A 15120-nucleotide genomic window follows, 5' to 3' on the forward strand; every position below is an offset into this window, starting at 1 on the left:
CCATTCCCTGCGGGGAATTGAGGCACGGGCCGGGCGGAAGCAGAGTCGGTGACGTCAGAAACCCCGCTACCGAGCCGACGTCATCGCTCGCGTACCGACCCGCACGAGGAGCACCATGCCCGCCATCGACGCACAGGACCTGATCGAGCGCTACATAGGCATCTGGAACGAGCCCGATCCCGAGATCCGCCGCAAGACCGTCCAGGACCTGTGGGCGGAGGACGGTCTGCATGTACTGCGACCGCCCCAGGAGATGCACGAGCGGGCGGTGGGCCTCGGTTTCCCCACCGCCGTCCTGGAGGCCCGCGGCCACGACGAGCTGCACGCGCGCGTGACGCGCGCCTACGACGAGTTCGTGGCCCCGGGGACGTACGTCTTCAGGATCCAGGAGGCCGCCCGCCGGTTGCGTGACGTGATCACGTTCCGCTGGGAGTCCTTCCACACCGGGGAAGGACAGGTGACGGGCGGCGGCCTGGAGTTCCTCGTTCTCGACGAGGACGGTCGCATCAAGGTCGACTACCAGTTCGTCGACTGACCGCTTCGCAGCCTCGGTCAGCCCTTCTCGCGGCGGGTTCGCCCGCCCGCCGCGTAGAAGGCGAGCCCGATGCCCACGAACAGCGCCAACGGCAGCACTTGACTGAGCGTGTACTGCAGCCGCTGTCCGGCGAAGGACTCCGGCAGCGAGTCCGCGGCGCTGCCCGCCGTGCCGAACCAGCCGACGCCGAAGCCGGGCCAGATCAGCACCACCACGGTGAAGGCGACGAACACGGTGGCCAGCCCGCTCACGAGCCGTACGCCGAGGCGACCGCCCGGCACGGAGTAGGGCCGGGGCACGGACGGGTACTTCCTGCGCAGCACGGCGAGGCTCGGGAAGGTGATGACGTACGAGATGAAGGTGGTGCAGATGGTCAGGCCGAGGCCCGCCGCGAAGTACTTCTCGCCGTCGCCGCCCGTGAGGTTGAGCGCGACCACGAAGAGCAGGGACGCGAGGACGGCGGAGAGCAGGTTCACCCGGACGGGGGTGCCGTGCTTCTCCGAGATGTGCCCGAGCCAGGCCGGTCCCGCCCCGTCCGCGCAGGCCACCGCCTGAGCGCGATGGGCACCCATGGCCCAGGTGACACCCGAGGTGAGCAGACCGACGATGAGCCCGGCCGCCGCGATGCCGCCGAAGACCGCCCCGGCCCCGGTGAGCGTGACGGTGCCGTCCGCGGCGATCGATCCCCCGTAGACGGTGAACACGGCCTTGCAGGCGTCGATGAATCCGCCGAGGCTGCCGATCCGCTCGCCCGGCAGCACGAAGAGGATGCCGAGGATGGGTCCGCCGTAGAGCACGAGTGCGGCGAGGCCCGAACGCAGGATGGACAGCGGTATGTCGCGGCGTGGGTTCTTCATCTCCTCCGCCGCCGAGCTGGGCAGTTCGAAGCCGACGTAGTTGAAGATCAGGACGGGGACGAGCGCGACGAAGCCCGCATACGTGGGAGCGAAGTCACCGGCCGGCAGCGCGTGGACGCCGTGCCGGGCCGCGTACACGGCGACCGAGACGAGGAAGAAACCGAGCAGCACGATCCTGGCCACGGCTCCCGCGATCGGCACCCACTTGCCGATCCGCACCGACTGGACGACCGCGAGCGCCCCGCCCCAGATGAACGCCAGCCCGGCCGCGTACTTCCACGCGCCCGGCAGCGGGGTGAAGAACTCCTCCCAGGTCGTCAGCGCGATGATGCACAGACTGCCGCCGACCCAGACCGGGTTGGAGATCCAGTACAGGAGCTGGTTCACACCGGCCGTCAGCCGTCCGAAGGCGAGCCGCGTCCAGACGTACGGGCCGCCCTGAACCGGGAAGGCGGAGCCGAGTTCGGCGACCAACAGGCCGTACGGCAGGAAGAAGACCAGGGCGAGGATCGCCATCCAGGTCAGCCCCTGCGGGCCTTGGGCCGCGACCGAGCCGATCGTGTCGAGGCCGACGAGGGTGCAGATCAGGAAGAACAGCACATCGAGCCGGCGCAGATCCCTGCGCAGCCGGGAGCGCTGCTCGCCCCAGCCCTCGGAGAGGTCGGGGGCATCGCGTTCGGGCCGGGGCTTCGGGGTGCTCGGTGCTTGCGTCACGGGCGGACTCCTGCGGCGGTACGGGGATGTACGGACGGGGCACACATCGGGCGTACGGACGGGGCAGACAGCGACGTACGGACGGGGCGGACAGGGACGTACGGACGGGGCAGTCATCGTCTGGACTCACGGCTACTGACTGAATGAGCAGTCAGTAGTGGCCGTACTTTGGTCTCCGCCGCACGGCAGTGTCAAGGGGTCGCGAGCGCCTGTCGTGCCCGCGTCGGAGCCGCTGTGTAGGGTTGCCGCGTGGCGAGAGTGCGGTTGAGCGTGGCGGAGCGGCGTGAGGAGTTGCTGCGGGCCGCCGTCGAGCAGATCGAGGTGCGGGGCGTGGCGGCGGTGCGCATCGCCGACGTGGCCTCGGCGCTCGGGGTGAGCAACGCGCTGGTGCTGTACCACTTCTCGACGAAGGAGAAGCTGGTCGCCGCCGCGTTCACCTACGCGGCCGAGGACGACCTCGCCCATCTGCGCAAGCTGCTCGGCCGCCGTACGACGGCGCTGCGCCGGCTGCGGGCCGCCGTGCGGTGGTACGCGCCGACCGGGCAGGCCAAGGGCTGGCGGCTGTGGATCGAGGGCTGGGCGGCCGCGCTGCGCGAGCCCGCGCTACGGGAGGTCACACGCGATCTCGACAAGCAGTGGAAGGCCGCGATCACCGAGGTGATCGCGGAGGGAGTGGCCGCGGGTGAGTTCCACTGTCCGGATCCCGCGGGGACGGCCCTGCGGCTCACGGCGCTGCTGGACGGCCTGGCCGTCCAGATGACGGCCTATGCGGGAGCGGTGTCGCGGGCGCGGACCCACGAGTGGGTGGACGAGGCGCTCGCACGCGAACTGGGGCTTGAGCGGGAGGCGTTGGTGGCGGCGGTGCGCTGAGGCGTACGCCTGCGCTGCCACCGCCTCGAAGCTCGCGCCTACGCTGCCACCGCCTCGAGGTGCCCGCCTTCGCTGCCACCGTTTTGGGGTTCACCTCCGCCGCAAGGCGGTTCGTCCCGGCAGCCCGGGAAGGCCGCTCAGTTCAGTTCATACACCGCCGTAACCGTGATCGTGTCCCGGATCTCGCCGGTGGCGACCGGGACACCCGTCCCGGTCTGGTCGAAGGCGGCCGCCGACACCGGCACCGGCACCGGGCGGGAGTCGCCGCCGACCTCGGTGAGCGAGACGAGTCGGCCGAGTTGGTGGCCACTGAGGCGGGCGTACTGGGATGCCTTCGTGTGGGCGTCGTCGTGCGCGGCCTCGCGGGCGCGGGCGTGCAGCGGAGCGGGGTCGGCGATGTCGAAGGCGACGGAGTGGATGCGGCCCGCGTTGCCGGTCGCGTCGGTGATGGCCTGCAGCACCGCACCGGTCTTACCGATGTCGCGGATCTTCACCGAGAACGACTGAGCGGCCTCGTAACCCGTCAGCGTGGAGGCCCCGTTCTGGTCCTCGTAGACCGGGGAGAGCGAGAGGCTCTCGGTACGGATGTCGCGTTCCTCGACGCCTTGCGCGCGTACGGCGTCCAGCAGGGCGTTCGACGCCGTGTTCTGCGCGGCAAGCGCCTCCTTCGACGTCTTCGCCGTGACGTCGACACCCGCACTGATGAGCGCGAGGTCAGGCGCGGCGGTGGCGCTGCCTTCGCCGGTGACGGTGACCGTCGAGGGGCTGGGCTCTGCGCTGAGTCCAGGGCGCGCGGGCAGCGCGAAGGCGGGTGCCGACGCGGCCTGCGGAAGGGTGAGGGCGAGGAGGGTCACGGCGAGTGCGGTGGACGCGCGGAGGGCGGGCATGCGGAGTCTCCTTCGGGCGCCGCCCTCCGGGACGTCGGGGCGGTTCGCGGTCATCCCAGCACCGCCGACCGCTCCCCGCCCAGCGCCACTCCCGCTCTGTCACCTCACCGGTCGAGCCGGAGGGCGGCCCCGCACGGGCCCGCCGCTCCGTACCCGAAGACCTGAGCCGGACTCAGGCCACCGACTCGATCCGCATCTTGATGTCGTCGGGCGAGAGGGCCCCCTTGGCCGCCACATGGTCCCCCGACGACTCCCCGCGCAATCGCCGCCCGATCCACGGGACCAGGTACTCGCGCGCCCAGTGGATGTCGTCGCGCCGCACTTCGAGCGTGCCGCGCGGCGGCAGCGGCGGCCAGGGCTGGTCCGGGTCGGCGGGTACGTCGAGGCCGAGGACCTGGCCGGCGCGGAGCGCGACCCGGGTGTGCCCCTCGGGCGACAGATGCAGCCGGTCGCCGTCCCAGGCGCGGCGGTCCTGGACCGTCTTGAGCGACCACAGGTCGAGTACGGGACAGCCGTAGCGGTCGGCGATCGCCCGCACATGCCCGTTGTACGTGGCGATCTTGCCGCGCAGATGCTTCAGCACGGGTACGCCACGGGTGTCGAAGCCGGTGGTCACCATGACGGTGCCGACGGCGGAGGTGAGTTGGGCGATCGCGCGCTCGAAGCGCTCCGCGACCTCGTCGGGGTCGGTGCCGGGCCGGATGATGTCGTTGCCGCCCGCGCAGAAGGAGACCAGGTCCGGCGCGAGTTCCTTGGCGCGATGGAGCTGGTCCTCGACGATCTGGTCGAGCAGTTTGCCGCGCACGGCGAGATTGGTGTAGCTGAAGTCACCTTCTGGCCGGCGGTCCGCGAGAAGTACCGCGAACCGGTCGGCCCAACCGACGAAGGCCCCGTCAGGGCCGGGGTCGCCGACGCCCTCGGTGAAGCTGTCCCCCACCGCCACGTACGACCCGATCACTGATCTGTTGTCACTCTTCGAATCGTCTGCCACGTCGGTCCATGATTCACCTTCGGATGTGAGCTACGCGACCGTAGGGAAGGGTTGACGGATGGTGAGATAAGCCACGCCTAAAGTGTTGTCCAATTCCGGAATAAGCCCCTGATCAGGGGCGTTGAGGGAGCCGCCGCACACGGACGTCGCGGGCGCCGGGCAGACGTCGCGGGCGCCGGGCATGGGCGCCGCAGAACCCGGCTTCTGCTGCCGCCCGTTGACGACGGCGCGCACTCCGCGCCGAGCCGTTGCCGCGCCGCTCATGAGACACCAAGGGCCGAACCCCGGGGATCATGGGGTCCGGCCCTTGGAGGCGAGGGAGACGCGTCAGCCGACGGCGACACCGTGCGAGCGCAGGTACCCGACGGGGTCCAGGTCCGAGCCGTAGTTCGGCGTGGTGCGGATCTCGAAGTGCAGGTGCGGTCCGGTGACGTTGCCGGTCGCGCCCGAGAGGCCGATCTGCTGCCCCTCGGTCACGGTCTGGCCCGCCGAGACGGAGAGCGAGGACATGTGGGCGTACTGGGAGTACCGGCCGTCGGCGTGCTGGATGACGACCTGGTTGCCGTAGGCGCCGCCCCAGCCGGCCGAGACGACGGTGCCCGCGGCGATCGCCTTGATCGTGGTGCCGGTCGGGACCACGAAGTCCACGCCGGTGTGGTAGCCGCTGGACCACATGCTGCCCGCCACCTTGTAACTGGTGCCGACTGTGGCGCCCACGACGGGCAGGGTGTAGCCGGAACTGCTGCTGGTGGAGGCGGCCTCGGTGGCCTTGGTGGGCTTCGCGGCCGAAGGCGCCGTCCTGGCCGACGACTGCTTGGCGCTGCCGGAAGCGGCCTTCTTGCCGATCGTCAGCTTCAGCCCCGGGCGGATCAGCGACGGGTCGCTGCCGACGACCGAGCGGTTGTCGGAGTAGAGCTTCTTCCAGCCGCCGCCGACGTTCTGCTCGTCGGCGATCTTGGCGAGGGAGTCGCCGGCCTTGACCGCGTACGTCTTGGTCCCGGCCGCCTTCTTCACCGCGGTGGGAGCGGCGACGGTCTTCTCGACGCTCTGCGCGACGGAGGCCGTCGGGGTCGCGGCGTGGGCGCCGGTGGCTCCCATCAGAGGCAGCGCGAGCGCGGCGCCGCCGGTTCCGGCCACGGCGATCGAGCGGGTGAAACGCTGGGACTTGGGACGGCGGTGCTTACCCTTCGCGGGCATGACGAATTCCTCTCCGTCGCCTGCGAGGTGAGCTGTCGGGTGCGGGCTGGAGATGCCCAGCCGCGCCATTGCACGGCTATACCCCTAGCCGTTCCGGAGACCGGAACAGGCATGGAACCTGTGGGTCCCCCGCTCCTGCCGTATGCGGGTGAGTGTGGGGATTCCGGGCGGCGGCAGGATTGGGCGTCCGTCCGGATTGAGGCCGAACGTAAGCGAGATGAGAGCGCATCCACAACCATGTGGCTTTTCTGTGCGCACGCCCGTCTTGATCCATTACGGAATTCCGGTCACCCTCCGTGTATCGACGATCTTTCCGGGCCCTCAACCCGCTCAAGGATTGGGGCGGATTGAGAATGGGCGACGGCAACACATCGTCACGAATATGACGCTCCTCACGCACCTCGACCCACGATGCTTTATTCCAGGGCCAGTTGGAACGAAGGCGCCAATTACGACAGAACGGTCAGATGCGACGTAGCCGGACAACTGCCGCATCAAGGTCTCCCCGCAGCCCTGTCCGCAGCCCGTTATGCAGCAGTACCGCACCTCGGTGCACTTCGCCCGTTTCGAGGCATTCATACGCTTCTGCCGGGTTGAGTCCGCGCAGTCGGAGCGGGGCGACCGGCTCACCGTGACGCTGGGCCTGGAGCCAGGCGAGGACGACGGTCTCATCACCGTGGACGTACTGCACCGCACTCAGCCCGCCCTCCGGGGGCCGCAGTCGGTAGAGGTCGCCACACTGCACGACGGGCCGGATCTCCTTGTAGAGATCCACCCACCTCCGAGCCTCGGCGAGCTCCTGCTCGCTCCACTCACTCAGGTCGCCGCCCACACCGAGCACCCCGGCCATGGCACTCACGAAGCGGAAGCGCAGCGAGCTGACCCTGCCATTGAGCTGCGTGTTCGGGCTGTCCGTGACCCAGGCGGCCATGATCCGGGCCGGGTGGATCTGACTGAAGCCGTACTGGATGGCGAGCCGGTCGAGCGGATCGGTGTTGTCGGAGGTCCACACCTGGTCCGTACGCGCCATGATGCCGAGATCGATCCGGCCGCCACCGCCCGAACAGGACTCGACGGCGACCGAGGGGTGCGCGGCCCGCAGCCGGTCGAGAAGGGCGTACAGGGCCTCCACGTGCTCGACCCACAGCTTCTGCGGATAGCGCTCACCGGGCCAACCCGCGTCCGTGAAACAGCGGTTGAAATCCCACTTCACATAGTCGATCGGAGCACTGGAGAGCAGACCGTCGAGCTGCTCCCACAGGTACTCCTGAACATCCGGGCGAGCGAGATTCAGTACGAGCTGATTGCGGTATTCCGTCCTGGTTCGCCCCGGCTGGAACTGCACCCAGTCGGGATGCGCGCGATAGAGCTCGCTGTCCGGATTGACCATTTCCGGCTCGACCCAGATCCCGAACCGCATGCCCAGCGCGTGCACATAGTCGCCGAGCGGCTTGAGCCCTGCGGGGAAGCGGTCCGGGTTGGGGGTCCAGTCGCCGAGCCCGGCCCGGTCGCTGGTGCGCGCCCCGAACCAGCCGTCGTCGACCACGAACAGCTCGACGCCCATCGCCGCGGCGCGGCGGGCGAGCACCCCCTGCTGCTCCTCGGAGATGTCGAAGGTGGTGGCCTCCCAGGAGTTGAAGAGCACCGGCCGGTCCTGGTCCGCGTCCGGGATGACGTACGCACGCTGGTAGGCGTGCCAGGCGCGGCTCGCTCCGCCGAAGCCGCCGTCGCTCCACAGTCCGGCGAAGACGGGGGTCGTGAACGACTCACCCGGTTCCAGGCGCAACAGCCCCGAGTCGTCGTACCCCGCGCCGCCGGAGATCTGCACGCGCGCGTCGGGAAGTTGGGCCACGCAGATCCGCCACGAGCCCGACCAGCCGAGCGCGCACCCGTACACCTCGCCGCTCTCCTCGGTCGCCTCGCTGTCGAGCGCGACCCAGGGCAGATGCTGGTGCCCGGTGTGTCCGCGCCGGCTGCCGATGACCTTCTCACCGTAGGTGAGGGGGGCGCGTACAAGCCGGGACTCGGCCGCCCATCGCCCGTGCAGCTGGGACAGCCGCCAGCCGTCGCGCTCGGGCAGCGTCCAGGTCGCGGAGTCGGCGCGCAGCAGTTCCAGGGCGGGGCCCTCGTTGGCGAGCGTCACCCAGCGCTCCACGACATCGCCGCGCATCCGGTAGTGCAGCGTGATGCCGAGCCCGGAGTCAGAGAAACGCAGGCGCAGCTCGTCACCGTCCGCCTCGTGCGCCTCGAAGCGCCACTCGGTGCCGCGGCGCTCGTCCGTGCGCACGGAAAGGGCGGGCCGTACGAAGCGCGGGCCGCCCTCGACCGGGTACTCCTCGCGCCCGTCGAGCGGGGACTCGAAGGGCCAGTACTGCGGCGCGGGCAGCGCGGCGAGCGCCTCGGCGTCGGCGAGCGCGATCCGTGGCCCCCAGTGCAGGTGCAGCAGCTCGTCGCGTTCGGTGAGCCGCAGTGCGTAGCTGCTCGCCGGCCCCGAAAGAAGCCAGGTACGAGCGTCCGCGCCGACTTCGACCATCAGTCCCCCACAGATTCGAACAGGTGCGATCAGACCTCAACATCATCGCGGGCCCGGCGTCTCGGAGGCAACGCCTGTGGACAACTCATTGCCCCAGGAACCCATGTCGTATCGTCGAGAGCGCAACCCGCACTCAAGCGCCAAGCGCCGCCGAGCCAAGCCGAGCAGCGCCCACGGCCGAAGGGGAGGAGCCCCAGTGACGCAGCAGGTCCCGTCGACCGAGCCCGAGCTGGCAGGCGTGCGCAACTTCCGGGACGTGGGCGGCCTGCCCACGGTGGACGGCAGGCGCGTGAAGCAGGGCCGACTGTTCCGCAGCGGCCACCTGGCGCACGCCACCGAGGAGGACGCCTCGTTCCTCTCTTCCCTGGGCCTGCACACGATCTTCGACTTCCGCAATGCCTCGGACCAGAAACTGGAGGGACCGGACGTCGAGCTGCCAGGTGTGCGGAACGTGAATCTTCCGCTGACCGACCCGGCCGACGGCGCCGAGTTCTGGAAGATGGTCCGGGACGGCGAGATCGACCAGCTCCGCTCGATCCTCGGGGACGGCAAGGCCGCCAACCGCATGATCAACTCGTACCGCACGATCATCAGGCAGCGCACGACCGAGCACTCCCAGGTGCTGCACGCGCTGGCCGAGGACAGCGTGCCCGCGCTGATGCACTGCGCGGCGGGCAAGGACCGCGCGGGCCTGTCGATAGCCGTGACACTCCTCGCCCTCGGCGTCGAGCGCGACGCGATCGTGGCCGACTACCTGGAGTCGAACGCCACGCACCGCCGCTACAAGGTGCACCGCAGCAGCAGCTCCGCCGCCGCGTACTCCCCGGAGGTCATGGAGCTGCTCAGCCCGCTGTTCGACGCCCGCGCCGAATACCTGACGGCGGCCTTCGAGACGATCGAGGAGACCTGGGGCGGTGTCGACCCCTACCTGGAGCAGGCGCTGCGGATCACCCCGGAACTGCGGGAGCGACTGCGCGAGCGCCTGCTGGACTGAGCCCGTTGGGGGGCGGGACCTAGTGGCTCTGCCCGCCCAGTGTGAACAGCAGGTAGATGAAGGCCGCGAAGACGTGGCCGACGGCGATGTAGATGATCAGCCGTATCCACAGGGCGCGCGGGAAGCGCTCCTCCATGGACCGTCGCGTTCCGGGTTCCGTGGGTTCGGTCATGACATCTCTCCCGAGGTCGGATGCCCCGTCGCCGGGCCGAGGCACAGCGCGGCGGTGGGGCTCTGCAGCAAGGTGTGTACGAAGAGGAGCTCGGCTCCGCCGCGATCGGCGGCGGCGATGCGGTGCGGGGTGAGCGAGTCGAAGTGCGCGCTGTCGCCCGGCGCGAGCACGTGGGTGGTGTCCCCGAGGCGCAGTCGGAGCCGCCCCTGGAGGACGTACAGCCACTCCTCGCCGGGGTGGACACGCACGATGTCGCCCTGCGAGCCGTACGGCACGTGCACCCGCAGGGCCTGCATCCCCCGGCCCTGGGCACCGGCCTGCCAGTACGTCCAGCCGCCCGCCCGGGTCGGCTCCATGTCGGAGGCGCGCACGATCGCGTCACGCTCGGCGACCGTCTCGCCGAGCAGTTCCGAGACAGTCGTACCGTAGATACGGGCGAGCGCGAGCAGCATCGGCAGCGAGGGCTGGCGCTGCCCGGTCTCCAGGCGGGAGAGGTGGGCGGGCGAGAGCCCGGCGGCGCGGGACGCGGCCTCCAGGGTCAGGGAGGCACGGCGGCGCAGCTCACGCAGCTGGGGCGCGACGGCGGGAAGCTCACCGACCGCCCCCGGCTCGGAGGGGCTCGTACCCTCAACAGGGTTCATGCCTCCATTGAGCCGCAGGCTTGCCCGATAGGCAAATTTCTTGCCTCATAGGCAAACAGGTCGGCGCTCGGCGCCCGACCCGCCGCACGAGCCGAGGCAAACAGGTCGGCGCTCGGCGCCCGACCCGCCGCACGAGCCGACGTCCCCACCGCGCTCACGGCATGAAACAGGGCGGGCCCGATGCGCGAGCCCGCCCCTGGCGTACAACGCTCAGCGGTTCGCCACCGCCTGCTTCACCAGCGTCTTTCCGAAGTCCCACATCAGGCCGCCCCCGCTGTGCGCGTCGTCCATCACGGCGGTGAAGGCCCCGACGAAGCGGTCGACGTCCTGCTCGCCGATGATCAGCGGCGGGATCAGCTTGATCACCTCCAGATGGTCGCCGGAGACCTGGGTGAGGATGCGGTGCCGTTGCAGCAGCGGGACGACCACCATCTGCGCGAACAGGCCCTTGCGCGCGGCCTGCAGCATCGTCCAGCGGCTGCGCAGCTTCAGCGACTGGGGCCGCCCGAACTCGATGCCGATCATCAGGCCCCGGCCGCGTACGTCACTCAGCAGCTCGTATGTGTCCACGAGCGCCGCGAGCCGGGACTTCAACCGCTCCCCCGTGGCCCGTACGCCCGCCACGATCTGCTCGTTCTCCATCACGGAGAGCACGGCGAGCCCCGCCGCCATGGCCTGCGCGTTCGAGCCGAAGCTTGCCGAGTGCACGAGGACCCGGTCCATCGACGAGTAGACCTTCTTGAAGATCCAGTCCTTGCCGAGGGTCGCGCCGACCGGCACATACCCGCCGGAGAGCGCCTTCGCTACGCACACCAGGTCGGGCTCCACGCCCTGCTCGTGCTGGTAGGCGTAGAAGTCCCCGGTCCGTCCGAGCCCGGTCTGCACCTCGTCCGCGATGAGCAGCGCCTTGTGCTTGTGCAGCAGCTCCTGGGCGGCACGCAGATATCCGGGTGGGGCCTCGTGCACGCCCTTGCCCTGAATGGGTTCGACGATGAGCGCGGCGACGTCGCCCTTCTTCAGCTCCCGTGCCAGGACGTCGAGATCGCCGAGCGGGACGGGGGTGTCGGGCAGCAGCGGGGCGAAGCCGTCGCGGAAGCCGTCCTCGCCGTTCACCGACAGCGAGCCGGTGGTCAGACCGTGGAAGGCGTGGGAGCAGTAGAGGATCCGCGGCTTCCCGGTGGCGTAACGGGCGAACTTCAACGCGGTCTCGACCGCCTCCGTACCGCTGTTGCCGAAGAAGACCCGGTCCAGGTGCGGGCTGGGGGCAAGCAGCTTCTCCGCGAGGAGCCCGGGCAGCGGCTGGCAGTCGAAGCGCGTGAGGTCGGCGAGCGAGGCGTCCAGGACGTCGTGCAGCGCCTGGCGGACGACGGGGTGATGGCGGCCCAGGCCCATCACCCCGAACCCGGCGAGCATGTCCAGGTAGTCGTTGCCGTCCGCGTCCCAGAAGTGGGCGCCTTCGGCCCGCTCGTACACCTTGTCGAAGCCGATGGTGTGCAGCATGCGCGGGAGCTGGTGGTTCAGATACTTGGTGTGCAGCTCGTAGCGCTCGGCTCCGCGCTCGGCCAGCAGCGCGCCGAGGTCGAACTCCCGCTTCTGAGCAGGGTCGTTCATTCCTGTTTCTCCTTGGACAACTCATCCATGGACAGCTCGTCCTCGACCTTGGACAGCTCATCCTTGACGGCCAGGCCGGCGCTGATCCGCCCGGCGACTTCGACGGGTGTGAGACCTATGTCGGCCAGCACCTCACCGCGCTTGGCATGGGCGAGGAACTGCTCCGGGATGCCGAACCGCCGTACGGGTACGTCGACTTCGGCGTCCCCGAGCGCCAGCGCGACCGCCGCGCCGACGCCGGCCGCCCGGCTGTTGTCCTCGACGACGGCGACGAGCCGGTGTTCGGCGGCGAGGCCGGGCAGCGACAGGTCGACGGGCTTGACCCAGCGTGGGTCGACCACGGTGCAGCCGATGCCGCGGGCTTCGAGCAGCTCGGCTGCCTGCAGACAGACCGGCGCCATCACGCCGACGGCCACCAGCAGGACCTGCGGGGTCCCCGAGGAGCGATGCAGGACATCCAGCCCGCCCACATGGTCCACCGCCTCGATCGCCGGTCCCACCGACTCCTTCGGGAAGCGGATCAGCGTCGGCGCGTCGTCCACGGCGACGGCCTCCCGCAGCTGGGCCCGCAACTGGTCGGCGTCGCGCGGCGCGGCGATCCTGAGGCCCGGCACGACCTGGAGGATCGACATGTCCCACATGCCGTTGTGCGATGCCCCGTCGACTCCGGTGACTCCGGCCCGGTCGAGGACGAAGGTCACGCCGCAGCGGTGCAGCGCGACGTCCATGAGGAGCTGGTCGAAAGCGCGATTGAGGAAGGTGGCGTAGACGGCGACGACCGGATGGAGCCCGCCCGTGGCGAGCCCGGCCGCGGACACCGTGGCGTGCTGCTCGGCGATCCCGACGTCCCATACCCGGTCGGGGAACTTCTCCGCGAACTTCCCCAGTCCCACCGGATGCAGCATGGCCGCCGTGATCGCCACCACGTCGTCCCGCTCCTCGCCGATCCGCAGGATCTCGTCCCCGAACACCGAGGTCCAGGAAGGCCCGTTGGAGGGCGCGAGGGGTTCACAGGTGAGCGGGTCCATCACACCGACCGTGTGGAAGTGGTCCTCCTCGTGCGCGAGAGCAGGCTCGTAGCCTCGGCCCTTCTCCGTCAGACAGTGAATGAGCACGGGCCCGTGGAAGCGTTTGGCCCGCCGCAGCGCGGATTCGACGGCCCCCACGTCGTGCCCGTCGATCGGCCCGACGTACTTCAGCCCGAGGTCCTCGAACATGCCCTGCGGGGCGAACGCGTCCTTGAAGCCCTTCTTCGCGCCGTGCAGCGACTCATAGATGGTGTTTCCGACGACGGGCGTGCGCAGCAGTACGTCCTTGCCCCAGGCGAGGACCTTCTCGTAACCGTCCGTCGTGCGCAGGGTCGCGAGGTGGTTGGCGAGACCGCCTATGGTCGGCGCGTAGGAGCGTTCATTGTCGTTGACGACGATGATCAGCGGGCGGTCCTTCGCGGCCGCGATGTTGTTCAGCGCCTCCCACGCCATGCCGCCGGTGAGTGCGCCGTCGCCGATGACCGCGACGACATGGCCCTTCTCCCCCTGTACCTGGCGGGCCTTGGCCAGCCCGTCCGCCCAGCCGAGCGCCGTGGAGGCGTGGCTGTTCTCGATGATGTCGTGCTCGGACTCCTCGCGCGAGGGATAGCCCGAGAGGCCGCCCTTGCCGCGCAGCTTGGAGAAGTCCTGACGTCCTGTCAGCAGTTTGTGCACGTAGCTCTGATGACCGGTGTCCCACAGGATCCGGTCGACGGGTGACTCGAAGGCCCGGTGGAGCGCCATGGACAGTTCCACCACTCCCAGATTGGGCCCGAGGTGACCGCCGGTCCTGGCAACCGCGTGCACCAGGAACTCCCGTATCTCGTCGGCCAGTACACCGAGTTCCGCCTCGGACAGCGCCTTCAGGTCGCGTGGTCCCCGGATGTTCTCCAGAATCGTCACGCTCGGCCCCCTCTCGGTCCGTGCTGATCAACTCACGATGACGGCCGGTTCTCCGGACGCGACGCCGTCGTTCTCCATCTGCTCCGCGATCTTCATCGCCTCGTCGATGAGGGTCTCGACGATCTTCGACTCGGGCACGGTCTTGATGACCTCGCCCTTGACGAAGATCTGCCCCTTCCCGTTGCCGGAGGCGACCCCCAGGTCCGCCTCCCGCGCCTCTCCGGGGCCGTTGACGACGCAGCCCATGACCGCGACGCGCAACGGGACCTCCATCCCCTCCAGACCGGCCGTGACCTCGTCGGCCAGCTTGTACACATCCACTTGGGCGCGCCCGCAGGACGGGCACGAGACGATCTCCAGACGCCGCTGCCGCAGTCCGAGCGACTCCAGGATCTGAATGCCGACCTTGACCTCCTCGGCCGGCGGCGCGCTCAAGGACACCCGGATGGTGTCCCCGATCCCCTCACTCAGCAACGCCCCGAAGGCGACTGCCGACTTGATGGTCCCCTGGAACGCCGGACCGGCTTCCGTCACGCCGAGGTGCAGCGGGTAGTCGCACTGCGCCGCCAGCTGCCGGTAGGCATTGACCATCACCACCGGGTCGTTGTGCTTCACCGAGATCTTGATGTCCCGGAAGTCGTGCTCCTCGAAGAGCGACGCCTCCCACAGCGCCGACTCGACCAGCGCCTCCGGCGTCGCCTTGCCGTACTTCTGCAGCAGCCGCCGGTCGAGGGAGCCCGCGTTGACGCCGATCCGGATCGGTGTGCCGTGATCCTTCGCGGCCCGCGCGATCTCCTTCACCTTGTCGTCGAACTGCTTGATGTTGCCGGGGTTCACCCGCACCGCCGCACAACCCGCCTCGATCGCGGCGAACACGTACTTCGGCTGGAAGTGGATGTCCGCGATCACCGGGATCTGCGACTTGCGGGCGATGGTGCCGAGGGCGTCCGCGTCGTCCTGCGTGGGGCAGGCGACCCGGACGATCTGGCAGCCGGACGCGGTGAGTTCCGCGATCTGCTGCAGGGTGGCGCCGATGTCCGACGTACGCGTCGTCGTCATCGACTGCACCGACACGGGCGCTCCGCCCCCGACCGCCACCGGACCGACCTGGATCTGCCGCGAGACACGGCGCTCCGCGATCGGTCGGACCGGCACCTCGGGGAGGCCCAAGGAAACGGCGGTCATGA

The 15120-nt window shown here is 69.7% G+C and carries 13 protein-coding genes and 1 riboswitch; of the genes, 3 read left to right on the top strand and 10 right to left on the bottom strand.

Going from position 1 to position 15120, the window contains the following annotated elements; all coding sequences use genetic code 11:
* Positions 1 to 115: 115 nt before the first annotated feature.
* A complete protein-coding gene (locus IEY95_RS11620; protein WP_189185861.1) occupies positions 116 to 535 on the top strand; it encodes a hypothetical protein in 420 nt (139 codons plus the stop codon).
* A 17-nt stretch (positions 536 to 552) separates the two neighbouring features.
* On the opposite strand, the gene IEY95_RS11625 is transcribed toward IEY95_RS11620, so the two are convergent.
* Positions 553 to 2106, bottom strand: a complete 1554-nt coding sequence (locus IEY95_RS11625) for an APC family permease (protein WP_189185862.1) — start codon at positions 2104 to 2106, stop codon at positions 553 to 555.
* Between the two features lie 249 nt (positions 2107 to 2355).
* Between IEY95_RS11625 and IEY95_RS11630 the strand changes: the two genes are divergently transcribed.
* Positions 2356 to 2976, top strand: a complete 621-nt coding sequence (locus IEY95_RS11630; RefSeq protein WP_308429303.1) for a TetR/AcrR family transcriptional regulator — start codon at positions 2356 to 2358, stop codon at positions 2974 to 2976.
* A gap of 137 nt (positions 2977 to 3113) precedes the next feature.
* Here the strand turns inward: IEY95_RS11630 and IEY95_RS11635 are convergent, their stop codons facing one another.
* The 4 genes from IEY95_RS11635 to IEY95_RS11650 form a co-directional block, all read right to left on the bottom strand.
* Positions 3114 to 3863, bottom strand: coding sequence for an SIMPL domain-containing protein (locus tag IEY95_RS11635; RefSeq protein WP_189185863.1), 750 nt, complete (start codon positions 3861 to 3863; stop codon positions 3114 to 3116).
* Between the two features lie 172 nt (positions 3864 to 4035).
* Positions 4036 to 4821 (bottom strand): SGNH/GDSL hydrolase family protein, encoded by a 786-nt coding sequence (locus tag IEY95_RS11640; RefSeq protein WP_189186020.1) that lies wholly within the window; start codon positions 4819 to 4821, stop codon positions 4036 to 4038.
* 360 nt (positions 4822 to 5181) lie between these two features.
* Positions 5182 to 6051, bottom strand: a complete 870-nt coding sequence (locus IEY95_RS11645) for a M23 family metallopeptidase (protein WP_189185864.1) — start codon at positions 6049 to 6051, stop codon at positions 5182 to 5184.
* Positions 6052 to 6053: 2 nt separating this feature from the next.
* A riboswitch (cyclic di-AMP (ydaO/yuaA leader) is annotated at positions 6054 to 6212 on the bottom strand.
* Between the two features lie 302 nt (positions 6213 to 6514).
* On the bottom strand, positions 6515 to 8584 hold the full coding sequence (locus tag IEY95_RS11650; RefSeq protein WP_189185865.1) for an alpha-galactosidase: 2070 nt from the start codon (positions 8582 to 8584) through the stop codon (positions 6515 to 6517).
* Positions 8585 to 8780: 196 nt separating this feature from the next.
* Between IEY95_RS11650 and IEY95_RS11655 the strand changes: the two genes are divergently transcribed.
* Positions 8781 to 9578 (top strand): tyrosine-protein phosphatase, encoded by a 798-nt coding sequence (locus IEY95_RS11655; protein WP_189185866.1) that lies wholly within the window; start codon positions 8781 to 8783, stop codon positions 9576 to 9578.
* A 19-nt stretch (positions 9579 to 9597) separates the two neighbouring features.
* Here the strand turns inward: IEY95_RS11655 and IEY95_RS11660 are convergent, their stop codons facing one another.
* From IEY95_RS11660 to ispG, 5 genes are all read right to left on the bottom strand, one after another.
* Positions 9598 to 9714: a DUF6126 family protein gene (locus IEY95_RS11660; protein WP_189186021.1), complete on the bottom strand. Its 117-nt coding sequence runs from the start codon at positions 9712 to 9714 to the stop codon at positions 9598 to 9600.
* A gap of 32 nt (positions 9715 to 9746) precedes the next feature.
* Entirely contained in the window at positions 9747 to 10391 is a 645-nt protein-coding gene (locus IEY95_RS11665) for a helix-turn-helix domain-containing protein (protein ID WP_189185867.1), read from the bottom strand.
* Positions 10392 to 10601: 210 nt separating this feature from the next.
* Positions 10602 to 12002, bottom strand: a complete 1401-nt coding sequence (locus IEY95_RS11670; RefSeq protein WP_189185868.1) for an aspartate aminotransferase family protein — start codon at positions 12000 to 12002, stop codon at positions 10602 to 10604.
* Positions 11999 to 13933 (bottom strand): 1-deoxy-D-xylulose-5-phosphate synthase, encoded by a 1935-nt coding sequence (gene dxs, locus IEY95_RS11675; protein WP_189185869.1) that lies wholly within the window; start codon positions 13931 to 13933, stop codon positions 11999 to 12001. The genes IEY95_RS11670 and dxs overlap by 4 nt, the downstream gene beginning before the upstream one ends.
* A 27-nt stretch (positions 13934 to 13960) precedes the next feature.
* Entirely contained in the window at positions 13961 to 15118 is a 1158-nt protein-coding gene (gene ispG, locus IEY95_RS11680; protein ID WP_189185870.1) for a flavodoxin-dependent (E)-4-hydroxy-3-methylbut-2-enyl-diphosphate synthase, read from the bottom strand.
* Positions 15119 to 15120 lie beyond the last annotated feature (2 nt).

It is taken from the genome of Streptomyces albiflavescens (assembly GCF_014645835.1).
Taxonomy (GTDB): domain Bacteria; phylum Actinomycetota; class Actinomycetes; order Streptomycetales; family Streptomycetaceae; genus Streptomyces; species Streptomyces albiflavescens.

Bases quoted from the DNA above. Each gene is read 5' to 3' on its own strand.
- IEY95_RS11620 (WP_189185861.1), top strand. From the start codon at position 116: ATGCCCGCCATCGACGCACAGGACCTGATCGAGCGCTACATAGGCATC.
- IEY95_RS11635 (WP_189185863.1), bottom strand. From the start codon at position 3,863: ATGCCCGCCCTCCGCGCGTCCACCGCACTCGCCGTGACCCTCCTCGCC.
- IEY95_RS11645 (WP_189185864.1), bottom strand. From the start codon at position 6,051: ATGCCCGCGAAGGGTAAGCACCGCCGTCCCAAGTCCCAGCGTTTCACC.
- IEY95_RS11650 (WP_189185865.1), bottom strand. From the start codon at position 8,584: ATGGTCGAAGTCGGCGCGGACGCTCGTACCTGGCTTCTTTCGGGGCCG.
- IEY95_RS11660 (WP_189186021.1), bottom strand. From the start codon at position 9,714: ATGGAGGAGCGCTTCCCGCGCGCCCTGTGGATACGGCTGATCATCTAC.
- IEY95_RS11665 (WP_189185867.1), bottom strand. From the start codon at position 10,391: ATGAACCCTGTTGAGGGTACGAGCCCCTCCGAGCCGGGGGCGGTCGGT.
- IEY95_RS11670 (WP_189185868.1), bottom strand. From the start codon at position 12,002: ATGAACGACCCTGCTCAGAAGCGGGAGTTCGACCTCGGCGCGCTGCTG.
- ispG (WP_189185870.1), bottom strand. From the start codon at position 15,118: ATGACCGCCGTTTCCTTGGGCCTCCCCGAGGTGCCGGTCCGACCGATC.